Genomic DNA, 24,828 nt, shown 5'->3' on the forward strand with positions numbered 1-24,828 from the left:
GGTGCTTGCTGAAGAATGGGGGACGTGACTGCAAATCGGGTGTGGCGGACGGTTGTTTCTTCGGTGGTGCTGGTTCTGGGGCTTTCCGCCTGCGCCGCGGATCCGGCACCATCTTCCGCAGCACCGTCCGGTGCCGTGTGCGTTCCCCGGGACGGGTCCTCGCTGGCCCCGCCGTCCGGAGTTCTCTCCGGCGTGAATCTGGACTGGGAGCAGGAGACCCTGCAGGAATACGGCAAGGCCCTGGGCCGCAGGCCGGCTGTGGTCGTCAGCTTCGCTTCCTTCCCGTTGAGCAGCGATGCTGCGGCGAACCTGGAAGCAGCGTTTGAACAGGTCAGGACGGAGGGCGGAATCCTGCTCCTGACCCTCGAACCGCGGGCAGGACTGGCAGCGGTGACCTCCCGAGTCTCGGATGATCTCGCAACCACTCTTGACCGTTACAACCGCGCCGGCGTGCCCGTCATCGTACGCTTCGCCCACGAGATGAACGGCTCTTGGTACGAATGGGGCCAGCAGCCGGCAGCGTACAAGAAGGCGTTCCGTCGGGTGGCGGAGTCGATCCACCGTATTGCCCCGGGCAGCGCCACCATGTGGGCGCCCAACTATGGTGGCGGCTACCCGTTAGCGGGCGGCCAGCACCAGGCCAGGCCGCAAACCCAGGATTTCCTGGACCTGGACACGAACAAGGACGGGAGGATCACCGGCGATGACGATCCCTACGCGCCGTACTACCCGGGCGACGAGGCCGTCGACTGGGTGGGCATGTCGCTCTATCACTGGGGCAACACCTACCCCTGGGGTGCCAACGTTGTGCCGGAAGAGGGGAAATTCCTGCAGCAGTTGACCGGCACGTACAACGGCGACGGCGGCAATGATCTAGCCGTCCCGGATTTTTATGCCGAGTTCGGCAACGAACGCGGCAAGCCGGTGGCCGTTCCGGAAACGGCGGCATTGAGCATCCCCGGCCGGGCCGGGGCCGAGGAGCTGGCGATCAAGCAGGCTTGGTGGCAGCAGCTGTTCGATCCGCGCATCCCGGAGGATTACCCGCAGCTGAAGATGGTCAATTGGTTCGAATGGAACAAGAACGAGGTAGAGGTCGACGCGGTGGTGGACTGGCGCGCCGCCGGCACGTCCCCCATTGCCGAGGCTTTCACCGCGGACCTTCCGGAGTGGTTCCGATTCGCCGACCAGCCGCAGCCCTGTGCTCCCGGGTCGTGAACGCGTCGACGCTCCAACCGCAACCCGGGTATTGCTAAAGGAATCTTGCAGGGCCGGACCGGCGCGGCAGCCAACCTTTTGTTGAACCTGCCGCAGGTGATGGCGGCACTGGCCGCGGCCGCGCTGATCGGATTCGTGGACTGCCGGCTGTTGATCCTGACGGCCGCGGCCGGCTGCCTGCTGCCTGCTGCCTGCTGCCTGCTGAGTATCCTGCCGATGCTCAGCAAGGCGGGCCGGCGGACGGCGGACGGGCCGGCTTCCGCCTAAATGCTGTGACTGCCGCCTTCGCCGCGGCGCGGGTCATCGGTATACCGAGGGTCGTCGGCCTGCCGCGTGTCGTCGATGTGGCGGCCGGCCTCGTCGCCTTGTGCTGCAGCAGCATCGCCCTCGCGGGCGGTGTCCGCTCCCGGGCCCGTGCCACGGGTCGTATCCGTGTCGGCCGGGCGGCCGGTATCAGTGTCTTCCCGACGGTCGGTACCGGCGTCGCCGCGCTGGGCGCCGCCGTCGTGTTTGCGGTCTGACCTGCTATCACGGTCCTTGGTGTTAACGTCCGGGTCCAGGTCATCGGCCTTGCGCAGCGTCTCCTCACTCTCGCGCCGGATTCCCTGCGCGTCCTGCTGCCGCCGCTCGGCGTCCTGGCGCAGTCGCTCGGCTTCAATTTTGGCCCGCTCCGCCTCGGCGTCCGCGCGCTGGGCCTCGGCCTGCGCCTGCATCGCGTCTGCCTCACGCTCCCGCGCCTCCACCGACGACGCCTGTGCGCCCTGCCGCATCTCCGCCGCCTGCCGGCGGTGCTCTTCCTGCTCTTCGAGCTTGCGCTGCGTGCTCCGCTTCCGAGCAAAGAAGACGATGACTCCGATGATGATCAGGAGTACAACTATCGCGACGATGATGCCGACAATCATTCCGGTATCCATGTGCTGCTCCTCCTCGTAGTGTCGGACTCGTAGTGTCGGAAATACTGAGCCTGCTTACTTTGTACCATCCATAGGTCTGCACCGGTAGGGCACAGCTTCCGCGCGGGAGCGATGGGACAAAGGTTGACCGTCCCCATGGACGTCCCAACCGGTAGGCGGCCAAGATGGAGCCATGACACCATTGCCCCGCATCGCGCCGCCGCCCTGTCTCGCGCCCGGTTCGCCCGGCCCGCTCCAGGCCACCGGCCGGCCGCTGCGCTGGGGCGTGGTGTCCACAGGGGCCATCGCCACCTTGGTCAGCGAAGACCTCGCCCGGTTGGCGGATGCCGTGCTGCAGGCGGTCAGCTCGCGCAACCATGCCAACGCCGTGGCCTTCCAGCGGCGCTTCGGCTTCGCCACTGCCTATTTCGACGGCGATGCCGGTGCCGGCTACGACCAGCTCTTCGCCGACCCGGAGGTGGACGTGGTCTATGTGGCCACACCGCACGGCCAGCATTACGGGATCGCGCGGCGTGCCTTGGAAGCCGGCAAGCACGTGTTGTGTGAAAAGTCGCTGACCATCAATGCGCGGGAAGCGCTGGAGCTGACCGAGCTGGCGGCCGACCGCGGGCTGTTCCTGATGGAAGCGGTCTGGACGCGGTTCCTGCCCATCATCAACCGCGCGTGGGAGATCCTGGCCTCCGGCGAGCTCGGCGAGGTCCGCTGGGTGCAGGCCGACCTCGGTTTTCCTGCCGTCTACGATCCGGCAGCCCGGCTCTGGAACCCCGCCGCCGGCGGCGGTGCGCTGCTGGACCTGGGCGTCTATCCGCTGACCTGGGCCCTGGGAACGCTGGGCTTCCCGCAGACGGTTTCCGCCACCGGCCTGGTCAACGATGACGGTGTGGACGCCCAGAACGCCATGACGCTCAGCTATGGCTCGGGCGCGCAGGCGCAGCTGGCCTGTTCGCTGCAGGCGGCCTCGCCGCGCACGGCAACGGTGGCCTGCACCGGCGGCTGGCTGAGGAGCAACGCGCCGCTGCACCACCCCACCGAGCTGACCGTTGAGCCGCATTTGGGCGAGGCGCGGGTGGAAACCTTCCCGACGGTCGGCCACGGCTACGTTTTTGAACTGCGGGAAGTGACCCGCTGCATCCAGGCCGGCCTGCAGCAGAGCCCGACCATGCCGTGGGCCGACACCGTGGACACCATGCGGCTCTTCGACGGCGTGCGCGCCCAACTGGGCGTGAGCTACGCCAACGACCGTGCCGTCCCGGTCACGGACTGAGCTGCGGAAGCACGACGGCGGCCGGCGCACCTTCCGCGTGAAGGTGCGCCGGCCGCCGTCGTTATTCAGGGCCTGAAGCCGGGCGGATCCGCCGGTGGCTACGCTTCGGTCAGCGTGGCCACAATGCGGTTCAGCGTGGCGGACGGGCGCATGACCTCGGCGGCCTTGGCCGCGTCCGGCCGGTAGTAGCCGGCCAGGTCCACCGGGGAACCCTGCACGGCGTTGAGTTCGCCGACGATGGCCTCTTCGTTCTGGGCCATTTCGGCTGCAATGCCGGAGAAGGCCGCCGCCAGCTCAGTGTCGGCGGTCTGCTTGGCCAGCTCCTGTGCCCAGTACAGGGCCAGGTAGAAGTGGCTGCCGCGGTTGTCCAGCTCGCCGGCCTTGCGCTTGGGCGACTTGTTCTCCAGCAGGAACGTCCCGGTGGCTGCGTCCAGCGTGTCGGCCAGGATCTGGGCACGGGCGTTGTCCGTGCTGGTGGCCAGGTGCTCGAAGGACACCGCCAGGGCCAGGAATTCGCCCAGCGAATCCCAGCGCAGGTGGTTCTCGGAGAGCAGCTGCTGGACGTGCTTCGGAGCGGAGCCGCCGGCACCGGTCTCGAACAGGCCGCCGCCGTTGATCAGCGGCACGATGGAGAGCATCTTGGCGCTGGTGCCCAGTTCCAGGATCGGGAACAGGTCGGTCAGGTAGTCGCGGAGCACGTTGCCGGAGACCGAGATGGTGTCCTCGCCCTTGCGGATGCGCTCCACGGTGAAGGCGGTGGCATCCACCGGGGACATGATCTCGATCTGCAGGCCCTCGGTGTCGTACTCCTTGAGGTACTCGGTCACCTTGGCGATCAGGTTGGCGTCGTGCGCACGGGTCTCGTCCAGCCAGAACACGGCAGGAGTCTGGCTGGCGCGGGCGCGGGTCACGGCCAGCTTCACCCAGTCGCGGATGGGCAGGTCCTTGGTCTGGCAGGCGCGCCAGATATCGCCCGCGGACACCTGGTGCTCGATCAGCACGGTTCCGGTCCCGTCCACAATCTGCACGGTGCCGGCGGCCTGGATCTCGAACGTCTTGTCATGGCTGCCGTATTCTTCGGCGGCCTGCGCCATCAGGCCCACGTTGGGAACGGTGCCCATGGTGGTGGGATCGTAGGCGCCGTTGGCGCGGCAGTCGTCGATCACCACTTGGTAGATTCCGGCGTAGGAGCTGTCCGGCAGCACGGCCAGCGTGTCGGCTTCCTGGCCGTCCGGTCCCCACATGTGGCCGGAGGTGCGGATCATGGCCGGCATCGACGCGTCCACAATCACGTCGGAGGGGACGTGCAGGTTGGTGATGCCCTTGTCCGAGTCCACCATGGCGATGGCCGGGCCCTGGTCCAGACCCTTGTTGATCAGCTCCTGGACACCCTTGCGATCCTCGGGATCCAGCGCATCCAGCCCGTTCAGGATGGAGGCCAGGCCGTTGTTCGGGCTCAGGCCGGCCGCCGCCAGCTTGCCGCCGTAGGTCTCGAACAGCTCGGAGAAGTAGGCTTTGACCACGTGGCCGAAGATGATCGGGTCGGAGACCTTCATCATGGTGGCCTTCAGGTGCGCGGAGAAGAGCACGCCTTCTTCCTTGGCGCGGGCAACCTGGGCGGCCAGGAACTCGTCCAGGGCGGCGGCGCGCATCACGGTGCCGTCGATGACCTCGCCGGCCAGCACCGGGAAGGAGTCCTTCAGCACCGTGACGGTGCCGTCCTCGGCCACCAGCTGGATCTTGATCTTGCCGTCCGCCGGAATCACCACGGACTTCTCGTTGGCGCGGAAGTCGTCGGCGTCCATGGTGGCCACGTTGGTCTTGGAATCCGCGCTCCAGGCACCCATGCTGTGCGGGTTCTGGCGGGCGTAGTTCTTCACCGACAGCGGCGCTCGGCGGTCCGAGTTGCCCTCGCGCAGCACCGGGTTGACCGCGGAGCCCTTGATCTTGTCGTAGCGGGCGCGGATATCCTTCTCCTCGTCGGAGGACGGATCGTCCGGGTAGTCCGGCAACGCGAAGCCGTGGCCCTGCAGTTCCTTGATGGCCGCCTTCAGCTGCGGCACGGAGGCACTGATGTTCGGCAGCTTGATGATGTTGGCTTCCGGCTGCTTGGCCAGTTCGCCCAGTTCGGCCAAGGCGTCGCCGATCCGCTGCTCCGCGGTGAGGTAGTCGCCGAAAACGGCGATGATCCGGCCGGCGAGCGAGATGTCGCGGGTCTCCACTTCCACACCCGCCGTGGAGGCGTAGGCCTCAACGATCGGCAAGAACGAATACGTGGCCAGCATCGGCGCTTCGTCGGTGTGGGTATAGATAATCTTGGCCATGGGTGAGGCGTCTCCCTGCAAAAAGTGGGTCTTCAGTGTTTACTCAACTCCTCCAATTTACCCGAGGAGGCCGCATCGGTCCCGGTCGAAGACGCGCACCCTTCATGCAGAACGGCCGCGGGCAGGCGCAGTGCGGTCCACGTCACCCGGCTGAGGGCCGCTCCCCCGCCGCGCCCCCAGCACGGCGACGGCGCCCGGCACGACGGCGGCGCCCCGCCTTCCCGGAGGCGGCCTACCTCATAGGCCGGTGCCACCGCCACGATCACCACGCCCAGCCAGATGTCGCCCGTTCCCGCCACCGCCGTGGTTTGCAACGCCAGCACGGCGTGCCTCCCTTAACAGCCGGTGCCGGGCACACCGGTTCCTCGTGAACCTCTGTGCCCGGCACTGGGACCAGTAAGCATTTCGCCTACTGGTCCCGGATACTTTCCCTGAGCAAAAGCCGCCGGAGACGGCGCCTGCTAGTGGAAAAAGTGGCGTGCTCCGGTGAAGTACATGGTGATGCCGGCCGCCTGGGCCGCCGCCACTACTTCCTCGTCGCGGACGGAACCGCCCGGCTGCACCACGGCGCGGACGCCGGCGTCGATGAGGATCTGCAGTCCGTCGGCGAACGGGAAGAAGGCGTCGGAAGCGGCTACGGCGCCGCGGGCCCGCTCGGGTGCTCCGGCGTCCTGGACATTGGCCGCTCCGCCGGCGGCGTCGGCCCCGCCGCCGACCGCCACGCCAAGGGTGTTGGCCCGTTCCACGGCCAGCCGGCAGGAATCCAGCCGGTTGACCTGGCCCATCCCAATGCCCACGGCCGCTCCATTGGCTGCGACCAGAATGGCGTTGGACTTGGCCGCGCGCACCGCGTGCCAGGCGAAGGCCAGGTCCGCCAGCGTTGCCTCGTCGGCGGCCGCGCCGGCGGCCAGCGTCCAGGTGGCGGGATCGTCGCCGTCGGCATCGATCCGGTCCGAGGCCTGCAGCAGCATGCCGCCGGAGACCTGCTTGTACTCGACCGTGTCCCGGGCGAAGCCCTCGGGCAGGACCAGCAGCCGGATGTTTTTCTTCTTCGACAGGATCTCCACGGCTTCCGGTTCGAAGCCCGGGGCCACAACCACCTCGGTGAAAATGTCCTTGACGGTGTTGGCCATGCCGGCGGTCACCGTCCGGTTTGCTGCGATGACGCCGCCGAACGCGGACACCGGGTCGGTCGCGTGCGCTTTGGCATGCGCATCGGCGATCGGATCTGCGGCGCCCGGGGAGGTAACGGCGATGCCGCACGGGTTGGCGTGCTTGACCACGGCAACGGCCGGCTGGGCGAAATCGAACGCTGCCCGCACGGCGGCATCGGCGTCGACGTAGTTGTTGAAGCTCATCGCCTTGCCGTGCAGCTGCACAGCCTGGGCGATGCCGGGCTCCGCGCCGGCCTCAACATACAGTGCGGCGGCCTGGTGCGGGTTTTCGCCGTAGCGCAGCGACTCGGAACGCTCCAGCGCCAGGCCCGCGTACGGCGGGAACTTCGGCGCTTCGGCCGAGCCGGATTCGGCAGCCTCGGCGTCGTCGCCGAACTGCTCGGCGGTCCACTTGGCCACGGCGGTGTCATACGCGGCGGTGTGCGCAAACGCCAGGGACGCCAGCCGGCGGCGGGTCTTCAGGTCGAAACCACCGGACGCGGCAGCCTCCACCACGTCACCGTAGCCGGCCGGATCAACGACCACCGCCACACTCGGATGGTTCTTCGCCGCGGCGCGCACCATCGTGGGTCCGCCAATGTCGATCTGTTCGACGACGTCGTCCTGGCTGGCACCGGATTTCACGGTCTGCACGAACGGGTAGAGGTTGACCACCACCAGGTCGAACGGCTCGACGTCGAGCTCCTTGAGCTGCCGGACGTGGTCGTCCAGCCGGCGGTCGGCCAGGATGCCGGCGTGGACGCGCGGGTGCAGGGTCTTGACCCGGCCGTCCAGGCATTCCGGGAAGCCGGTGACCTCGGAGACCTCGGTGACCGGAACGCCCGCGGCGGCAATCTTCTTCGCCGTCGAGCCGGTGGACACTATGCTGACCCCGGCGGCGTGCAGGCCCTGCGCCAGCTCCTCCAGCCCAGTCTTGTCGTACACCGAGATCAACGCACGGCGGATGGGAACACGGTCAAGCTGCTTCAAGCTCACGCAAATCTCCAAGGATGGATGGCTTCGGGGATTCTTCAAGTCTAGCGCCGGGCCCCTCCCCGGCCCCGAGTGTGAAGCCGGTCCGCGGTGTGGGTAACCTCATGAAGGCAGCAGAAGGAGAACAGAAGAACATGTCAGCACCGGCGGCGGAGGACGCGGCACTGCGGATCGGCCGCTTTTCACTGGCGGTGTGGCTGGTCGGGCTGCTGATCCTCGGCGGAACATTGGCCTTTGCCGCGCCACGGCTGCTGCCGCATCTGTTCAGCGCCGACTGGAACCAAGATTCCGCCGCACATTCCGCGGCAGAACCAGCGGCAGAGGCCGGCCCAGGTTCCGCGCCCGTCTCCGGTGGCGAAGGGGCCAGCGGGGACAACGGGGACGGCGGGGCGGCCGGGGGCGGCGGGGCTGCCGGGAGCGCCGGCAGCCCCGGGGCAGCGTCGGAGGGCGAAACCCCGGTGAAGTCCGACGGGGCGGGCAGCTATTCGGGCTCCCGAGATGCCACCATCGACTACCAGCGGCGGGCCGACTACGACGGCCCGTTCGAGGTCGTCGTCACCAGCGGCGTCGATGTCAGCGTGGCGGTGGACGACCCGGACAACCCGAAGTGGCCGGTCCACTTCCTTTACAACTCTGCCGACCGGAACGAACCAGCCACCGCGCTGCTGGCCCCGGCCCGGGACGAGTTCACCCTCACCATCGACGCTGAAGGCGACTGGCAGTTGGAGGTCCGGCCGGTCCCCTACGCCGAGCTGGAAGGCGGCACGGTCTCCGGCTACGGCCCGGCACTGGTGCGCTATGAGGGCGAGGAAGTGCTGGCCGAATTCACCTACAAGGGGGAATCCAACATCGCCGTCTACACCTGGCAGGAATCACGCCGGAACTTGGTGGTCAACAAGATCGGCAGCAGCTCGACCAGGTTTTCCTGGCAGCCGTACCCGGTGACGTATTTCCTGGTTGACACCACCGACGGCCAATGGAGCTTCCGCGTGGGACGCTGAGGGCTGCGCCTGAACTGTGCCTAAAGTAGAGCCAGATCCCGATTCAGTTCCTTCAAGGGGAGATACCCATGTCGTTTGCCGAAACGCTTGACCAGGCGTTCAAGGCCCGCATCCCCGTGCTGTACGTGGAGAGCCACGAAGAGTCACGGGTGCACGCCGAAGTGCTCAAGTGCGCCGCCGCCCTGCGCACGCCGCGGCCGGTGTGGACCTGGAATGCCAGCAGCGGGCTGATCTCCCCCAGCGACGGCCAGCAGTCCAACACCACCGCCCCGGCGCGGGCCCTGGACCGGGTGCTCGGCACGCATGACCCAGGCGTTTTCATCTTCTTCGACCTGCACGCCTACTTCGGCACCGACCAGCGTCCGGCGGATCCCGAAGTGGTCCGAAAAGTCCGCGAAGTCTCCGCCGCCTTCCGGCAGGGCAACGCCGGGCGGGTGCTGATCATCGTGGCCCCGCTGCTACGGATTCCGCCCGAGCTGGACAAAGCCGTCACGCTGGTGGACTTTCCACTGCCCAGCCATGCCGAGATCCAGGCGATGCTCACCCACATGATCAGCCAAAATTCCGACGGCGGACGGATCAAGGTCGCGCTCAGCGAAGCCGACCAAGAGAACATGGTCCAGGCGGCGCTCGGCCTGACCATGGCGGAAGCAGAGAACGCCTTTGCCCGCGCCATGGTCGACGACGGCGAGTTGACCGCCGACGACGTCCAGGTGGTGCTGGACGAAAAGCGCCAGACCATCCGTAAGTCCGGGCTGCTGGATTATGTGGACGTCAAGATCAGCCTGGACGAGGTCGGCGGCCTGAATAACCTCAAGCGGTGGCTGGCCAAGCGCCAGGGATCCTGGCTGGATGCCGCCGCGGACTTCGGCCTCCCCTCCCCCAAGGGCGTGCTGATCACCGGCGTCCCCGGCTGCGGGAAGTCCCTGACCGCCAAGGCAATGGCTTCGGGCTGGGGGCTGCCGCTGCTGCGCATGGACATCGGCCGGGTGTTCTCCGGGCTGGTCGGCTCCAGCGAGCAGAACATGCGGAACGCCATCGCCACCGCCGAAGCCATTTCCCCCGCCATCCTGTGGATCGACGAGATTGAGAAGGGCTTCGCCGGCACCAACGGCGAAGGAGATTCGGGCACCTCCGCCCGGGTCTTCGCATCCTTCCTGACCTGGATGCAGGAGAAACGCCATCCGGTGTTCGTCGTCGCCACCGCCAACAACATCGACCGGCTGCCGCCGGAGTTCATGCGCAAGGGCCGGTTCGACGAAATCTTCTTCGTCGACCTGCCCAGCGACGCCGAACGCCGGGTGATCTGGCAGATCCAGATGGCTGGCCAGAGCACGCCGGCCAACCAACTGGGCGCCATCGCCGACGATCCAGCCGCCGTCGAACTCCTCGCCGGCGCTTCCGAGAACTACTCCGGTGCGGAGATCGAGCAGGCCGTGATCGCCGCGCTCTTCGACGCGTACGCGGAACACCGCCACGTGCTGCTGGCCGACCTGCAGCGCGCCGTGTCCAACATGATCCCGCTGGCCATCACCCAGGCGGAGGAAGTCAGCGCCATCCGGCAATGGGCGGCGTTACGGGCTGTCGGCGCCACCGGCAGCGAGGACCTTGACACCGGTACCCCGCGCGCGGCTGATCCGCAGCAACCCGCCGCCGGTACCGGGCCGGCCGTAGCGGCGGGCCAACCGGTCCGCGGCGGCCGCACCGTGGACTTCTAGACAGCACCCGACTCCGAAGGAGAAGCGATGGACCAGCAACAACTCATTGTCACGGTCGGACCGGACGGCGCCGTGGCTGCCGAAACCCGCAACATCTTCGGCGCCGACTGCCTGGACTACATCACCGTGCTGGAAGACCTGCTGGAAGCGGAAACCGTCTCCAGCTCCTACACCGAGGACTACGCCCGCACCGCGGTCACCGCCAGCGACTACGTACACAATGAGTCGGCAGACTAGCCTCGGAGCGCCCGATCAGCTAGCCGGACGGGTACCGGAATCCCGGATCAACAACGGCTCCGTTCCGGCGCGGACCGACGCCGGATCCATCAGGTATGCGCGGTTCCTTCCGGCCACCGACGCGGAGGGACCCGGCCGGCGGGCTGCGCTCTGGCTGCAAGGCTGCTCCATCCGGTGCCCCGGCTGCTTCAACCCCCACCTCTGGGCGGACCGCGGCGCAGACCTCGTTTCGACCGCGGAACTCGCTGCCGACATGGTTGAGCAGGCCGTGACTGCAGGGTCCCAGGGACTTACCCTGCTGGGCGGCGAACCCTTCGAGCAGGCGGCGGCCAGCGCCGTCGTCGCGCGTTCCTTCCGGGACGCCGGGCTGTCGGTGATGACCTTCACCGGCTACCGGCATCAGGACCTGCAGCGCTGGGCGGCGGACCGGGAGGACATCGCCGGCCTGCTCGCTGCCACCGACCTGCTGGCGGACGGACCCTACCTTCAGGACCGGCCCGACCTGCAACGGCCGTGGATCGGCTCCACCAATCAGGGCCTGACCGCGCTGACCGGCCGGTACCGGAAGCTGTTGGAGGACATCGGCGCGCAGCCGGACCGGATCGAAATCCGGATTGCAACCGACGGCACCGTCGGGCTGAACGGCTGGGCTTCCGATGACCAATTGGACGCCCTGTTGGCCGACTTGGGGACCCGTGCCGACCGGCCCGGCGCCAGGCCTAAAGCCCCCGGCGCGGTTGCCTCCGCCACCCGCCACGCTCTTGACCCCACATTCATACCCCGCCCGGTCCCGGCCGGCACCCGATCAGGAGAAACCCCATGAGTGTTTCCGTGCTGCTCATCCCGGCCGCCATCGCCGCAGTTGCCGCCGTCAATGCCGCCATCGACAACAAGGCCAAGAACCACGAAACGAATAAGGCCGATGAAGTTGAATCGGTGCCGCAGGTCCAGGTGCGGACGCGCATGAAGGACCTGGATCTGCTGCAGGCTGCCCTGGCGGACACGCAGGCGGAGGTCACCCAGGCCGCGGAAAACTCCATCGAGGCCGCCTGGACGGATGCGACGGCCGTGTTCGATCGCGACGCCGAAGGCATCTGGCAGGTCCACTTCAGCGGTGAGGATGTTGACCGGCAGCGCGCGGCGGAAATCGTCCAGGCCATCGACGACGCCTACGCCCGGAGGGTCCAGCAAGCGGTGGTCCGGAGGCTGCGCGAACGGGCGCACACCGCTGGTCTGGAACTCGCATCGGAAACCGTTGAAGAAGACCAAAGCGTCACCATGGTCCTGAATGTCCGCCGCTGACCACTACCCCGCCACCACCGGCCGGACAGGCAGGCCGCCGGTCCTCTGGCTGGTGGCCGGCAGCCTGTGGTTGCTGCTGGCGCTGCTCGGCGCCGGGTTCTTGGGCTGGGCTGGCTTCCTGGTCATCGGCCTGTTGGCCCGCCGTGCCGCCTGGCTCTCCGCCGCCGGTCTGTATCTGGTGGTGCTGCTGGTCTCGCTGACCATGAACCCGGAAGCCGGCGGCACCGCCCGCATCCTGCTGTGGACCATCAGCTCCCTGCATGCGCTGGGCATCAATCCGGCTTGGCTGCGCAACCGCTGGGAGCTGGCCTCCCGTTCCTCCGGTACTGCATGGTCCGCCCTCATCCGCCGCACACCAGCGGACGTTGGGACAGAAACAACGACGGCGCGTCCCACCGCCCGGGCGATCTTCGGCCGCGGTTCCCGCACTGCTGCCGCGTTCCCTTCCGGCACAGCCCCGGCCCCGCGCCCGACAGGCAGGACGGCCGAGTTCCTCAACGATCCCGGGCTCGATGCCAGCAACTACTACGCCCGCGCCACCGTTTCCCCAGCCGCCGGGTCTTCGCGGCCTGCGGCCGATCCGGTGGACGTCAACAGCGCGTCTGCGGCAGCGTTGCAGAAACTGAACGGAATCAGCAGGCACAAGGCACGCAAGGCCGTCCGGCTGCGCAACGAACGCGGACCGTTCCGCTCGGTAGAAGACTTCGGCACCGCACTTGGGATCTCCCAACCCGACCTGGTGGTGTTGCGTCCGCACCTGGCCTGCAAGCTCCCGCCGGCCCAGCCGGTGTCCTTCGGAAGGTCGGTGGATTACTGATGGCAGCCCCGCAGCCCACGCTGGGATGGAAGGTCCGCCAGAGCCTCTGGCTGCTGGTGCCGGTGGGGACCTTTGGATTCCTTGGCTTTACTGCCTTGCTGGTGGTTGGTACACGGGCGAAGCGCCCCTTGTGGTGGATCCTCGGCCTGGTCCACCTCATGCTCAGCGGTGTTGCCATGGCCCTGCTCGAGGGTGACGGCTTTCAGGAGGAGATCGCCACCTGGCTGCTCATGACCTGCTGGCTGGCGGGCAGCAGTTTCGCCGTCGCCATCAACCCCGAGTACCTGCGCTTCAAGTGGGACCGCGACCGCGCCGCTGCCCAGCCGTCCCGCACCACGGGGCGCACCGTCCGGGCGCGCTCCGGCAGCCAACTAAACAGCCGGCGCCAGCCGCGTGACCGGGCCCGCGGAGCGAACGGCAAGCCCGCGCGGCGTAGCCGTGCCGGCTCCCGCAATGGTGCCAAGGCACCAAGACCGGGAGCGTCCGGAACATCCCATGCGATGCAGCGCCTCCCGGCCACCTCCGCCAGCGCCGGGGCCGCGGCCGGCAGCCCATCCGCGCTGCATACCGATCCGAGTGTTCCCTCTTCGGCCGCCACAGCGGCCGAAGCCGTGGACGTTAATGCAGCCTCCGCCAGCGAGCTCGAAGCCCTGCCGGGATTCTCCCGGGCACTCGCCAAGAAAGCGGTCGAAACCAGGGAGAAGCGCGGCGGCTTCACCTCGGAACAGGATTTCGCCGCGGCCCTGGATCTGGCGCCGCACATCTTCCAGCGACTGCGCGGCCGCATCGTCTGCCGACGCACGCCGCAGTCACCGCCGTCGTTCGGGCGGATCGTGGACTACTAACGCGTGCCTCCCCACCCGCCCAGTGCGGCCCTCGAGGCTTAAATACGCCAGGTCCCGATGCGATGGGGGGACATCCGGGACCTGGCGGGCTTTCTGGACTGCCGGTCAGTCAGCGCTCTGTGCACTCGGGGCGGAAGCAGCGGACTGGGCAGATACCGGCGACGGGGCGCTCTGGGCGGAGGCCGGGCTGGCCGCCGACTGGGCCGAGACCGGAGACGGGGCGCTCTGGGCGGAGGCCGGGCTGGCCGCCGACTGGGCAGTCACCGCCGACACAGCTGTCTTCACGTCGTGCTGGTCCAGATTCACCGCAGCCGGGGACACACTGGTTTCCATGACCGGGCTGAGGGCCGGTGCTTCCGTTGCCTGGACGATGCTCTGTCCCAGATCCTCGTTTTCGAAGGCCGAATCCGCGACAGCGGATCCGGCGCCGATTGCCATCACGCCGAGAGTTCCGGTTGCGATCCACAGAGTGCGCTTGTTCATGTTCTGCCTTTCACGGTGCTTTGCGAGGTGCTGATGACTCAAGAATGCACACCGAACGTGAGACGTTGAGGAGAACTCAATGAGAAGCCTCTCATCTGCCCCACGCGGCTAAAGTGAGACTAGATGCTCCTTTGGAAGGCCATGAATGACGCAGACCGCTTCCCTGCCCACCGGCGACCAGATCGTGCAGGAACTTCCCTGGCGCTGGCGGGTCCAAGGCAAGATTTTTCTGCTCGGCGGACTCGGCTTCATGTTCGATGCCTGGGACGTCACGCTCAACGGCGTCCTGATCCCGCTGCTGTCCGATCATTGGGACCTTGTTCCGGCGCAAGCTGCTTGGATCGGGACGGCGAATCTGATCGGCATGGCACTCGGTGCCTTCATCTGGGGCTCAATCGCCGACCTCATCGGCCGCAAGACGGCGTTCACCGCCACGCTGCTGGTCTTCTCGGTCTTCACTGTCTGCGGGGCCTTCGCACCGGACATTGTCTGGTTCTGCGTCTTCCGGTTCATCGCCGGTTTCGGCCTGGGCGGCTGCGTCCCCGTTGACTACGCGCTGGTCGGCGAATTCACCCCGCGCCGGCTGCGCGGCCGCGTCCTGACCGCGATGGACGGCTGGTGGCCGGTCGGCGCCGCGCTCTGCGGTTTTGTCTCGGCCATCATCATGGCCACCGTGGCCGACTGGCGCTTCACCATGCTGATCATGGTCCTGCCCGCCCTGCTGGTCTTCTGGGTCCGCAGGTCGGTGCCCGAATCCCCGCTCTACCTGGTCAGCCGCGGCCGCACGGCGGAGGCCGAACAAGTCATCAACGGCATGATTGAGCGGACCGGCGGAACCGTCCGCGAATGGCGGCTGCCCGACCCAAGCGAAGCACCGCGCCTGTCCGCCGTAAACGTCCTGGTGCAGTTCAAAGCCGTCTGGAAATTCAACTGGAAGATTACGACGGCGGCCTGGGCCCTGTTCTTCAGCATCCTGCTGGTCTATTACCTGGCCCTGACCTGGATGCCGATCATCCTCATCGACGCCGGATTCGCCGCAGCTCGTGCCTTCCTCACCACGGCAGGCATGGCCGCCGTCGGTCTGGTGGGCGTCATCATCGCCGCGTACTTCGTCGAGAAGACCGGGCGGAAGTGGATTCTCGCCATTACCGGTCCATTGTCGGCGCTGGCGCTCGTCGTCGTCGCACTCCTCATCGACGTTCCCGGGGCTGTGGTGGCCCTGCTGCTGGTCTACGGGATGGTTGTGCAGATCGCTATTCCCGTGCTGTATACCTATGTCTCCGAGCTCTACCCCACCGAGCTGCGCGGGTCCGGCTTCGGCTGGGCCTCGACGTTCTCCCGCGTTGGAGCCGGCTTCGGCCCGCTCATCTTCGCGTCAGTCATGTGGCCGTATCTGGGCCTTGCATGGTCGTTCGCCATTGCCGGCGTCCTGGTGCTGATCGCGGTGCTGTGGATGGCGCGCTTCTCTCCCGAGACCAAGGGCGCCGAACTTCTCTAATTCGGGCAGTCACCTGCACGGCTCCCGAACCCAAATGCGCCCTTCCACCAACAGGGGAAGGGCGCACGTTTAGCGGATCTGTGTTTACTCCGGCAACCCGGCATTCGGCGTCTCGTCGACCGACACCATCGCCCACGCGCCGTCGGCGTAGTTGGCAGTTACCGTCAGCGTGGTTCCGTCCGAATCCCACTCCTTGGCCTCGACGGTCTTGCCGTCCTTGTCCAGGGTGGTGCGGGCGTCTTCCATGTACGGAACCATGGCGCTGAGGTTACCCTCCTCGTCCTTGGCTTCATCCAACGCCACCACGTTCAGGGCCTTGGGCTGTCCGCCGACAATCCAGCCGCCGTCGGCGTATACAGCCTCAATGGCGTCCGCCTCGGTCATGCAACCGCTGCAGTCAGCGGCGACTTCGCGCATCAGGTCTGCATCGCCGGTCTGGATCGCATAATTCTTGGCTTCAAAGTAGTAGTACGTGAAGGACGCCAAGCCCTGGTCTGTGTCTTCGGACATCCGGTCGTTCTTCTCCGGCGTCCGGACGTTCTGCGCCGGCGCTTCAGTGCTAGCCGCCACCGGCTTGTTGCTTACTGCAGCCTTGTCCTGCCCGGCCTCACTGCCACAGCCCACAAGCGCAACAGCTGCCACAGTCACCACGGCGCCGGACATCATCAACTTCTTCATGGTCTCCCCTGGGATAACGGAATGAGAGGGAGCCGACGTCTTCGCATCTGGGCGGCGTCAGCACCGTCACATACCCTATCGCCGGGACGAACGCGAAACTCTGAAAAGAGTGCTTCAGGTGTGGCAGATCACCACCCCTCCGCTTCAGCACCCCGCGCCCTCCGGATTCTCGAGGCAATTGTCTGCATAGTTGTTCACCACCGACCGCCAGACGCTGATCTCCACCGGAGCGGAACTAAAGTCTGCAGTGTTGGGGATCGGAATCTCCTGGCCCCCATTGACGGAGTAGTAACCCTTAAAAGTAGTCGTCAAAACGATCCGATAGTCGCCGGTTTCTTGATAAATGTGACTTGTCGCAGTCTGCTCACCCCAACGGTCCTGCGGCACCGGACCCCCCGGATCCGTCACTGGACCAAAGCTATGCCCGTCACCATAAGTCCATGCATAGCCCACGGGTTCCGCTCGGATAACGACTTCTTGCTCGAGCATAATGAGTTCGAAAACCTGCTCTTGTGCCACAGCAAAGACGTTGGTGTGAGCTCCTCTCAGAGTATGTTCGTTCGGCTGAAGTAAGACCTCGCCAGCCGCTACGGGTCGCTGCTCAAATTGATGTTGGATTTGTCCGGCGATCTCATCTAGAACATCGCCAGGCTCCTCGGAATAGATGCACACGGGATTCCCGAGTGCCGCCCAAGTCGAGCGATCCGTCCCGGAGAGACCTGTATACCACTGCACCAGTCGCGCGCCTTCCCCTTCGGTGCAGCGATCAATCTGTTGCACACAAGGCGCGCTTTGGTGGCTCTTGTCCTCCAGACAGAGTGGCTCGAACCGATATCCATTCGGATCCAGAGGAAGGCGCCCCAGCGTTCGATGCCACATCCCGGTATCGGGATCCTGAACCCAAGCTTCAGAACGAACTCCATCCTGACCGAGTGATATGTCGTCCTGACGGGCTGCAAAGGAAATTGATGACGTGAAAACAAACCCAATGGAAATTAGCAAGCAGCATGAGACCGTTCGCCAGCATCGCTTCCACCGAACAGAACTGCCAGCTTCACTTTCCGATCGTCTCAACGTTCTTCGCCACCCAATGGCCGCCGTCGTAGGCGGCGATCATGATCATGACTGAGGAATCAACAGGATCAGATTTGATTTCGTGTGTTCCGTCCATCAGATAGACATCCAGTGCCTCTTGCCGGTGCTGGAAAACAATTTGATACTCGCCTTCCGGCGTCTGCTTAAAGTTAGTTTTACTTGAGGCCGGCGTGAGTCCTCCTCCCACCATCCATCCGCCATCACTGTAGGAAGTTTCAATGGTCTGCGCTGCGTTAATACAAGCTGTGCAGTTGGCGCCGCTGATGGCCTTCATTGGCTCAAGATCACCTGTTGCATAGGCATAAGTCATCGTTTCCAACCAGTATGCCGAGAACTCCGTTAGGCCTTCTTCAGTCTTTTCTGTTGCTGCTTCTGGGAGCTCAGGGACGGGAACGTTCTCTGCTGGTCCGTCCTCGGATGCCGGCTTGTATGTTGCTGTGGCTGACGACGTTGGACTTGGCGTTGGTGACCCAATGGCCAACTCCGATGCAACGGGGGCGGGCGAGGCTGATGGCTCGGCGCCGGCTGGTCCTGTGCAGGCGGAGAGGGCAAGGGCTGCCGCGGAGATGAGGAAAATGGTGATGCGGACGCGCGTTGTAGCTATGAGTGTTGGCTGCTGGCTCACTCAGACCCCCGGGTGCTGGACGGGCTGGACGCTTGGTGCGAGCCAGTCTAACCAGACGAATCGACAGGTGCGGAGGTTTTCCACAGGTTTGGTCTGCAGCGGGTTGAAAGCAAGCGCCGCCCTTGACAGCAGCACGTAAATATCGCGTGTCTTGGCGCGGGAGAACCGCGCTTACACCGATTGGCGAGCACCGGCGTCGTTGTTCGAGTGGACCTAGGCGAGCTTGGCGAGTGTCTCCACGAGGAGGCGGCGTTCCTCGACCTTGATCCGTTCGTGCAGCGACTCTTCGGTGTCGTCGTCCAGCACGGGAACTGCCGCCTGGGCAAGGATCGGGCCGGTGTCGACGCCGGAATCCACCAGGTGCACGGTCACGCCGGTGACCTTGACGCCGTGGTCCATGGCATCGCGCACGCCGTGGGCGCCCGGGAAGGACGGCAGCAGGGCCGGGTGGGTGTTGACCAGGCGCCCCTCGAAGCGGGCGACGAATTCGGCGTCAAGGATGCGCATGAAGCCTGCCAGCAGCACCACGTCCGGACTGTTGGCCGCCACGGCTTCTTCCAGGGCACGGTTCCATTCGGGCCGTGAGGCGAAGTCGGCGGGGGCCACCGTAAAGGTCCGGATACCCGCCTCGACGGCGCGTTCCAGCCCGCGGCAGCCGGGAACGTCGCTGCCCACCGCGGCGATCTCGGCATCAAGCCCGCCGTCACGGACGGCGTCGATGACGGCCTGCAGGTTGGTGCCGGAGCCGGATACGAGAACCACTATGCGCATGGAATCAACTTTATGCGTCCCTCTCGCCTAGGCTTAATCCATGCAGCAGACCACGCGCCCGGAGCCGACCGAGGAACAGACCAAGTCGGCGGGGCTCTTTGTCCGTGTGCTGCTGCTGTTGTTGGCTTCCACCTTCCTAGCAACAGCCCTCCCGCTCCCTTGGAAGGCGGTGGCTCCGGCGCTGGCCGTGGCGAGCATCGTGGTGGCCGTCATAGGCCTGGTAAAAGCGGTGCGCGCGGGGCTGCCGGGCTCGCTGCGGATCACCTATGTACTGGGCGTCGGTGCCGGTGCGTTCTTCCTGCTGACCACGCTGGCGCAGGTGCTGTTCTGGCCCCTGACCGCTGCCTTCGAGGACTGCAATCAGTTGGCAGTCACGCAGTCGGCCCGCGAAGCATGCCTGGGCAACTACGAGGACAAGCTGCTGAACTTCACCGACCTGTTGAACCCGTAGGTCACGTCCGGCTGCGGGCCCGGGCCGGTTCGCGCTCCAGCCAGGGTGCGACGGCGTGGCCGATCATGGTGCCGAGCGCTACTTCGCCGGCGACCCACAGCGCGGTCCACAACGGATCCGGCCCGATCTCCGTCAGCCGGCCGATACCCAGCGAACCGTTGGACAGCCACACCAGCGCGGCGGCCGCTGCCCCGGCGACGGTACCAATAAACAGCCCCAGGAGCAGCGTGGACGCCGAGGCCGTGAACCAGCGGGCCCGGATCTTGATGGAGAGCCACTCGTCGAAATGATTCTCACCCTCGCGCAGAAACCACCAGCCGGCCAGCACGCCGGCGACCACCGGCACGGCCAAGGCGGCCAGCCCGTAGGTCAGCTCGCCGGACGGCAGGGCGCCCAACACGGGCAAGGCGGGCATGGGTCCCACTGTGGTGGCGAGCGGCCCAATGGAACTGCCGGAGCCGAGGGCGAATCCGGCCCCCGAACTCCACGACAGCGCCCACACGACGAAGTTGGGTACCAGCCCCAACTGCGCCACCGTTAGTACGACGCCGCCGATGATGCCGGGGCTGAGCTGTTCATAGATTTCCACGACCTCGGCCCAGTGCAGGCCCAGGTCCACTGCCAGCAGCAGGGCCGAGAGCGCCATGGCGGCGGTCACCGCCAGCAGCCCGGCACGAACGCCGGCCCACACGTAGGATCCGGCCCAGCGAGAATGCTGGCTGGTGCGGGCCACCCATGCGGCCGCGTCGACGCCGATCAACCGCGCCCAGGACCCGGCCTCCCGGTACGCGCCCACAATCAGTCCAGCCCCAGCCGGCAGCAGCGGAATGAGAGCCCCGGCCAGAGTGGAAATCTCCACTTCATCGGTCTTCACCAGATATGCGGTCGCTGCGCCCACGGCAGCATAGGTTCCGAGCGCGCCGGCCAGTGCCTGCCACAGCTGGTCCGTATAGGAGGCCCGGGCCAGCCGCCGTCCGGCGCGCCAGGACAGGAAGAACGGGATGAGCGTGAGTCCCAGCGGCACCAGCGACAACGTTCCGCGCAGTGTTTCGGCCGAACTGGCGCCGGTTTGGATGGCCAGTTCCAGCGGGACGCCGTGGATGAGCAGCCAGGCCTGGCCGCCGAGACGGGCCAGCGAATCGAAGCTGCGGTCGTCAAAACCGTCGGCAAACCAAACGCCCACCAGCGGCAGCAGCACCACGATGGCCGAGAGCAGGGCGCACTGGAAGAACTCGAAGGCACCCTGCAGCCAGAGGGGCATCGGCAGTCCGGCCTGACCGCCCGGTCGCGACGTGAGTTTCATTGCTTCTATGGTGCCAGTCAGGTTGCCCCCGCCCGCTTAGCGACTCGGCGCCGTGGCCATCGGCACATGGCGGGCGCGCACCGTCGTCGTACTTTCCCAGCGCACGACGGCGGGGCTCGGCTCACGCTCTAGGGTCCGGTAATCGGGTCTCAGGCAGCGGGTTCGATGTTCTGGTTGCCTCGGAAGACATTCAATGGATCGTACTGGTGCTTGATCCGGGCCAGCCTGTTGTAGTTCTCTTCCCCGAACGCTGCCTTAATCCGGTCCTGCCCCTCGTGGCCGATGAAGTTCAAATACACCCCGCCGGTGGCGAAGTCGGAAATATCCCGGCGGAACCCCTTCGCCCAAGCGATGGCCGCCTCTGTCTGGGCAGGATCCTGCCACAGCGCGAAGGGGTGGCTCACCCAGGTGGCGTCGCGCCGGGCCATCGGCGTGCTGGTGCCGTAGACCTCGGCCACAGCGCCACCCCACGGGATCAGCAGCAACTGTGAGGACGGATGCGGCAACTTGGCGCCGGAACGGAGGAAAACGTCAAGCGCCGGGTCCGGAAACTCGTCATGGTATTCGGCGGACCAATAATTAAACTGGTCCGGTTGATCGTCGAGCATTGATTGGAACTCCGCATACGGCCGCGGCGCCACCACGTCAGCAGCGGGCCCCCAGCTGCGCACGGTCTCGAGCGCCGCCTCGCCGGTTCCGGGCTCTCCGGCGTGGACAAAAACCACGCCGAGCGCGGGTTTGTTCTGCAGGTCAGCCGGGACGAACTCCTCCGGAGGGGCGATCACGGATGCCAAGGCGGTTCCCACGCCCGCGGGTGCATCCGGTGCAAAGTCGCGGTACGCACGGGCCACATCGGGCGCAGCGTCGGCAGGCCACAACATCAGGCCGGCCAAGCTCTGCTCACCGACCTGATACATCCGAAAGGTCAGGGAGACCGCAACACCAAAATTTCCGCCGGCGCCGTGCAGTGCCCAGAACAAGTCCGGGTTTTCTTGTTCGCTCGCGGTGACCAGTTCGCCGGCCGCCGTGACCAGATCCACCGAGACCAAGTTGTCGCAAGCCAGACCCCAGCTCCGTTCCATCCACCCGGAGCCGCCGCCGAGCGTGAAGCCGGCGACGCCTGTGGTGCTGACTCGGCCGCCGGTGACCGCAAGCCCGTAGGGCTGGGCCGCTCGGTCGAACTCGCCCCAGGTCACGCCGCCGCCCACTGTCGCGGTCTGGGCTGCGGCATCCACCGTCACGGTCTTCATCGGACGGACGTCGATGACCAGTCCGCCATCGTTCATGGACATGCCCGCTACTGAATGGCCTCCGGACCGCACTGCCACGTCTAGACGGTGCTCATGGGCGTAGCGCAGTGCCTCCCCCACATCATTCGGGTTGCCGCACTGAGCAATGACGGCCGGCCGCCGGTCAATCATCGCGTTAAAGAGTTTCCGAGCCTCGTCGTAACCGGTGTCGTCCGGCCGGATCCATTCCATGGCGTTGGTCCTCCCCGTGTGTCGGACCCCCAGCAAGCAAAACGGTACGCCGCTCGCCGGCGACACGCTAGACGTTTGGACCCCTGAGACGGAACAGTTGATATTCACGTTCCGAAAGCTGCAACGCGTTCCTGTACGCCGCAGGAACACCACCAATCAATACATGGAATGGGCGGCCGGATGATGTTGAAATCATCCGGCCGCCCCGCAGGCGGATATTCGCTCAACGGAAAGTCAACGCAGGAAAACTAATTCCGCGGACTCTTTCCGTGGCTCCGCCAGTCAGCAAGAACCGCGTGACCACGATTCCGCCGGCACCATACCTCCGTGCCCCCTCGACGCGTCAGCCCCGCAACTGGGCCGCCGTTTCCACGGTCAGCAATGGTTCCGGCGCGCTAACGCTTCCGGCGCTTGGGAATGGTTTCGCTCTCCAAGGTCGCCTTTTCGCGCTTTTCGGCACGCTTTTCTTTAATGCTTCGGCCTTGCTTCTTTGCGCTTTCGCGCGCAGGAGTTTTTCCGGACATTCTTGCTCCTCATTCTCAAGCGGGATGTCTTGCTACAGACCATACCTGCTTTAGAAAATAAAGCCAGCCCTCGTTAGTGGACCTAAATAAACGGAAAGGCGCGGCACTCAGGCCAGTAGATCCACCAGTCCTTTGGCCAACGCACCGGCCGCCCCCAGAAAGGCCAGCACCACCACGGCGGCCCTGGCGTGTTCGTCCCGCAGCCGCCGGCCGAGCCGTTCGCCGGCGAAGATGCCCCCGATGATCGCCAGCGCAATGACCGCCCACATCCACCATTTCAGGTGCGGCACGCTGCCCGGGTCCACCGCCAGCTTCACACCCACGGTGATGAGGCACAGTTGCAGGAAGAACGGCTGCAGCGTCGCTGCGAACGGTCGCGGCGGCCAGCGGGACAGGATGGCGTAGGCGCTCACCGTCGGACCGCCCACCCCGGCGAGCGCGTTGGTCAGTCCCGACCCGAGCCCGGCGAGTGCCTTGGGCAGCTGCCCGGACACGGTGACCTGCGCACGGCCCAGCACCACCGCGACGGCCAGTCCGGCCATCACCACCGCGCCCACCACGGTGGACAGCACGGCGGGCGGGACCTGGACCGCAAGCCAGGAGCCGACAACCGTACCGACGACGGCGGGAGCGGACAGCCACAGCAGCAGGGTCCAGTCGATCTCCCGCCACACGCGGGGCACAATCAGCCCGCAGGAGACCACTGCGCAGATGTTGATCATCATGATGCCCTCATGCGGCCCCAGCAAGATGGCCAGGATCGGCGCCACCAGCAGGGCGAACCCGATGCCCGCGATGCGCTGGGCCACCGAACCGAAAAAGATCGCGCCGGTGATCAGCGCCAGGAGTCCCATGGTCACCCGACCACCCTGCCAGAGCGGAGTTAGGCCGCCGTTCACCGACACGATCACGTCTGCTCGCCTGCTCGTTGCCGGCCGCAGGCAGGCTGGGTGGCGTGAGGATAGCTATCGTCGCCGAATCGTTCCTGCCGCACATGAACGGGGTCACCCATTCACTGCTGCAAGTCATCGCCCACCTGCGGCGCCGCGGAGACGACGTGCTGGTCGTGGCACCGACGTCGTCGTGGCTGGAGGACACCGCACCGGCAACGGTGGAGGGCTACCCGGTCTACCGGCTGCCGTCCATCCCGCTGCGCGGCTACCCGAATGTGCGCGTGGCGGCCGGAACCGTGGCACGGATCCGGCGGGTGCTGGCCAGCTTCCGGGCGGACGTGGTCCATGTGGCCTCCCCCTTCATCCTGGGCTGGCGCGCGGTGCAGGCCGCCCAGCAACTCGGCCTGCCCACCGTCTCCGTTTACCAGACCGAAGTGCCCGCCTATGCTGCCCGCTACGGTGCGCCCTGGCTGCAGGAACTGCTCTGGCAGCGGGTGGAGAGCATCCACAAAGCGTCCACACTGACCCTGGCGCCGTCGTCGTTCGCCATGGAACAGCTGCGCAGCCGCGGCATCCGCGTCCACCTGTGGCGCCGCGGAGTGGACACCAGCCGCTTCCATCCGGACAAGTACGACGCCGATTGGCGGGCATCCGTAGCACCCAACGGGGAACGGATCATCGGCTACGTGGGCCGCCTGGCGGCGGAAAAGCAAGTGGCGGATCTGGCCGTGCTGGCAGATCTCCCCGGCACCCGGCTGGTGGTAGTGGGCTCCGGTCCGCTGAAGGAGGAGCTGCAGGCCAAATTGCCCGGAGCGCACTTTGCCGGCTTCCAGACCGGCGAAGAACTGGCACGGTGTGTCGCCTCGTTCGACCTCTTTGTGCACCCGGGCGAATCGGAAACCTTCTGCCAGACCATTCAGGAGGCCATGGCCAGCGGCGTGCCCGTCGTGGCCGTGGGCCGCGGCGGCCCGCTGGACCTGGTTGACCCTTCGAGGACCGGCTGGATCTACCGGCCCGGGAACCTGGATGAACTGCGCGACTACGTCCGGGACCTAACCGGCGACGACACCAAGCGCCGGGCGCTGGGCGAGGCGGCTCATCGCTCGGTACAAGGCCGGACGTGGCCGGTACTCTGCGAACAACTGGTGGACTATTACCGGCTTGCCGTCAGGGTCAAGCGCCGGGAGCTGAACCTGGAAGCCAGGGGCGTGCTGGGTTTCCTGGCCGGGTGAATGCTTCAGC

26 protein-coding genes are annotated in these 24,828 nt (G+C 66.3%); 13 read left to right on the top strand and 13 right to left on the bottom strand.

Features of this window, described 5'->3' with window-relative positions:
• Window positions 1-24 precede the first annotated feature (24 nt).
• Window positions 25-1,215 (top strand): glycoside hydrolase family 26 protein, encoded by a 1,191-nt coding sequence (locus MNQ99_RS14280; RefSeq protein WP_241913380.1) that lies wholly within the window; start codon window positions 25-27, stop codon window positions 1,213-1,215.
• 45 nt (window positions 1,216-1,260) lie between these two features.
• Complete coding sequence (locus MNQ99_RS14285; protein WP_241913381.1) at window positions 1,261-1,482, top strand: hypothetical protein; 222 nt, start codon at window positions 1,261-1,263, stop codon at window positions 1,480-1,482.
• Here MNQ99_RS14285 and MNQ99_RS14290 read toward each other — a convergent pair.
• Window positions 1,479-2,129 (bottom strand): hypothetical protein, encoded by a 651-nt coding sequence (locus MNQ99_RS14290; protein ID WP_241913382.1) that lies wholly within the window; start codon window positions 2,127-2,129, stop codon window positions 1,479-1,481. The two genes, MNQ99_RS14285 and MNQ99_RS14290, sit on opposite strands and share 4 nt — an antisense overlap.
• A gap of 172 nt (window positions 2,130-2,301) precedes the next feature.
• Here MNQ99_RS14290 and MNQ99_RS14295 point away from each other — a divergent pair, with 172 nt between their 5' ends.
• Entirely contained in the window at window positions 2,302-3,393 is a 1,092-nt protein-coding gene (locus MNQ99_RS14295; protein WP_241913383.1) for a Gfo/Idh/MocA family protein, read from the top strand.
• 98 nt (window positions 3,394-3,491) lie between these two features.
• On the opposite strand, the gene MNQ99_RS14300 is transcribed toward MNQ99_RS14295, so the two are convergent.
• The 3 genes from MNQ99_RS14300 to purH all read right to left on the bottom strand — a co-directional run bounded on the left by MNQ99_RS14300 (window position 3,492) and on the right by purH (window position 7,867).
• On the bottom strand, window positions 3,492-5,717 hold the full coding sequence (locus MNQ99_RS14300) for an NADP-dependent isocitrate dehydrogenase (RefSeq protein WP_241913384.1): 2,226 nt from the start codon (window positions 5,715-5,717) through the stop codon (window positions 3,492-3,494).
• Between the two features lie 32 nt (window positions 5,718-5,749).
• A complete protein-coding gene (locus MNQ99_RS14305; protein WP_241913385.1) occupies window positions 5,750-6,040 on the bottom strand; it encodes a hypothetical protein in 291 nt (96 codons plus the stop codon).
• A gap of 138 nt (window positions 6,041-6,178) precedes the next feature.
• Window positions 6,179-7,867 (bottom strand): bifunctional phosphoribosylaminoimidazolecarboxamide formyltransferase/IMP cyclohydrolase, encoded by a 1,689-nt coding sequence (gene purH, locus MNQ99_RS14310; protein WP_241913386.1) that lies wholly within the window; start codon window positions 7,865-7,867, stop codon window positions 6,179-6,181.
• Between the two features lie 131 nt (window positions 7,868-7,998).
• Between purH and MNQ99_RS14315 the strand changes: the two genes are divergently transcribed.
• The 7 genes from MNQ99_RS14315 (at window position 7,999) to MNQ99_RS14345 (ending at window position 13,784) form a co-directional block, all read left to right on the top strand.
• Window positions 7,999-8,865 (top strand): hypothetical protein, encoded by an 867-nt coding sequence (locus MNQ99_RS14315; RefSeq protein WP_241913387.1) that lies wholly within the window; start codon window positions 7,999-8,001, stop codon window positions 8,863-8,865.
• Between the two features lie 68 nt (window positions 8,866-8,933).
• On the top strand, window positions 8,934-10,583 hold the full coding sequence (locus MNQ99_RS14320; RefSeq protein WP_241913388.1) for an AAA family ATPase: 1,650 nt from the start codon (window positions 8,934-8,936) through the stop codon (window positions 10,581-10,583).
• Window positions 10,584-10,610: 27 nt separating this feature from the next.
• Window positions 10,611-10,820 carry a DUF2997 domain-containing protein gene (locus tag MNQ99_RS14325; protein ID WP_127512030.1) on the top strand — a complete coding sequence of 70 codons (210 nt, stop codon included), beginning with the start codon at window positions 10,611-10,613 and terminating at the stop codon, window positions 10,818-10,820.
• Window positions 10,804-11,643 carry a 4Fe-4S single cluster domain-containing protein gene (locus MNQ99_RS14330; RefSeq protein ID WP_241913389.1) on the top strand — a complete coding sequence of 280 codons (840 nt, stop codon included), beginning with the start codon at window positions 10,804-10,806 and terminating at the stop codon, window positions 11,641-11,643. The genes MNQ99_RS14325 and MNQ99_RS14330 overlap by 17 nt, the downstream gene beginning before the upstream one ends.
• The gene (locus MNQ99_RS14335; protein WP_241913390.1) at window positions 11,640-12,122 is read left to right on the top strand and encodes a hypothetical protein; all 483 of its coding nucleotides are present in this window, start codon (window positions 11,640-11,642) and stop codon (window positions 12,120-12,122) included. Before MNQ99_RS14330 ends, MNQ99_RS14335 begins: the two co-directional genes overlap by 4 nt.
• On the top strand, window positions 12,109-12,939 hold the full coding sequence (locus tag MNQ99_RS14340; RefSeq protein ID WP_127512033.1) for a ComEA family DNA-binding protein: 831 nt from the start codon (window positions 12,109-12,111) through the stop codon (window positions 12,937-12,939). The genes MNQ99_RS14335 and MNQ99_RS14340 overlap by 14 nt, the downstream gene beginning before the upstream one ends.
• On the top strand, window positions 12,939-13,784 hold the full coding sequence (locus tag MNQ99_RS14345) for a ComEA family DNA-binding protein (RefSeq protein WP_241913391.1): 846 nt from the start codon (window positions 12,939-12,941) through the stop codon (window positions 13,782-13,784). The genes MNQ99_RS14340 and MNQ99_RS14345 overlap by 1 nt, the downstream gene beginning before the upstream one ends.
• Window positions 13,785-13,889: 105 nt before the next feature.
• On the opposite strand, the gene MNQ99_RS14350 is transcribed toward MNQ99_RS14345, so the two are convergent.
• Complete coding sequence (locus MNQ99_RS14350) at window positions 13,890-14,267, bottom strand: hypothetical protein (protein ID WP_241913392.1); 378 nt, start codon at window positions 14,265-14,267, stop codon at window positions 13,890-13,892.
• Window positions 14,268-14,412: 145 nt separating this feature from the next.
• Between MNQ99_RS14350 and MNQ99_RS14355 the strand changes: the two genes are divergently transcribed.
• Complete coding sequence (locus tag MNQ99_RS14355) at window positions 14,413-15,765, top strand: MFS transporter (RefSeq protein ID WP_241913393.1); 1,353 nt, start codon at window positions 14,413-14,415, stop codon at window positions 15,763-15,765.
• 84 nt (window positions 15,766-15,849) lie between these two features.
• Here the strand turns inward: MNQ99_RS14355 and MNQ99_RS14360 are convergent, their stop codons facing one another.
• The 4 genes from MNQ99_RS14360 to purN all read right to left on the bottom strand — a co-directional run bounded on the left by MNQ99_RS14360 (window position 15,850) and on the right by purN (window position 18,934).
• Window positions 15,850-16,443 carry a DUF6318 family protein gene (locus MNQ99_RS14360; protein ID WP_241913394.1) on the bottom strand — a complete coding sequence of 198 codons (594 nt, stop codon included), beginning with the start codon at window positions 16,441-16,443 and terminating at the stop codon, window positions 15,850-15,852.
• A gap of 144 nt (window positions 16,444-16,587) precedes the next feature.
• Window positions 16,588-17,445 (bottom strand): PKD domain-containing protein, encoded by an 858-nt coding sequence (locus MNQ99_RS14365; RefSeq protein WP_241913395.1) that lies wholly within the window; start codon window positions 17,443-17,445, stop codon window positions 16,588-16,590.
• Between the two features lie 52 nt (window positions 17,446-17,497).
• On the bottom strand, window positions 17,498-18,163 hold the full coding sequence (locus tag MNQ99_RS14370) for a DUF6318 family protein (protein WP_241913396.1): 666 nt from the start codon (window positions 18,161-18,163) through the stop codon (window positions 17,498-17,500).
• Between the two features lie 213 nt (window positions 18,164-18,376).
• The gene (purN, locus tag MNQ99_RS14375) at window positions 18,377-18,934 is read right to left on the bottom strand and encodes a phosphoribosylglycinamide formyltransferase (protein ID WP_241913397.1); all 558 of its coding nucleotides are present in this window, start codon (window positions 18,932-18,934) and stop codon (window positions 18,377-18,379) included.
• 40 nt (window positions 18,935-18,974) lie between these two features.
• Here purN and MNQ99_RS14380 point away from each other — a divergent pair, with 40 nt between their 5' ends.
• On the top strand, window positions 18,975-19,385 hold the full coding sequence (locus tag MNQ99_RS14380; protein WP_127512040.1) for a hypothetical protein: 411 nt from the start codon (window positions 18,975-18,977) through the stop codon (window positions 19,383-19,385).
• A gap of 1 nt (window position 19,386) precedes the next feature.
• Here the strand turns inward: MNQ99_RS14380 and MNQ99_RS14385 are convergent, their stop codons facing one another.
• The 4 genes from MNQ99_RS14385 to MNQ99_RS14395 form a co-directional block, all read right to left on the bottom strand.
• Window positions 19,387-20,688, bottom strand: a complete 1,302-nt coding sequence (locus tag MNQ99_RS14385) for a cell division protein PerM (protein ID WP_241913398.1) — start codon at window positions 20,686-20,688, stop codon at window positions 19,387-19,389.
• A gap of 149 nt (window positions 20,689-20,837) precedes the next feature.
• Window positions 20,838-22,169 carry an FAD-binding oxidoreductase gene (locus tag MNQ99_RS14390; protein ID WP_241913399.1) on the bottom strand — a complete coding sequence of 444 codons (1,332 nt, stop codon included), beginning with the start codon at window positions 22,167-22,169 and terminating at the stop codon, window positions 20,838-20,840.
• Between the two features lie 395 nt (window positions 22,170-22,564).
• Window positions 22,565-22,693 (bottom strand): hypothetical protein, encoded by a 129-nt coding sequence (locus tag MNQ99_RS19035; RefSeq protein WP_277883555.1) that lies wholly within the window; start codon window positions 22,691-22,693, stop codon window positions 22,565-22,567.
• Window positions 22,694-22,800: 107 nt separating this feature from the next.
• Window positions 22,801-23,547, bottom strand: a complete 747-nt coding sequence (locus MNQ99_RS14395; protein WP_241915386.1) for a sulfite exporter TauE/SafE family protein — start codon at window positions 23,545-23,547, stop codon at window positions 22,801-22,803.
• A gap of 101 nt (window positions 23,548-23,648) precedes the next feature.
• On the opposite strand from MNQ99_RS14395, the gene MNQ99_RS14400 reads away from it, so the two are divergent.
• On the top strand, window positions 23,649-24,818 hold the full coding sequence (locus MNQ99_RS14400; RefSeq protein ID WP_241913400.1) for a glycosyltransferase family 4 protein: 1,170 nt from the start codon (window positions 23,649-23,651) through the stop codon (window positions 24,816-24,818).
• Window positions 24,819-24,828 lie beyond the last annotated feature (10 nt).

Source organism: Arthrobacter sulfonylureivorans (assembly GCF_022637435.1).
In the GTDB taxonomy this organism is placed as follows: domain Bacteria; phylum Actinomycetota; class Actinomycetes; order Actinomycetales; family Micrococcaceae; genus Crystallibacter; species Crystallibacter sulfonylureivorans.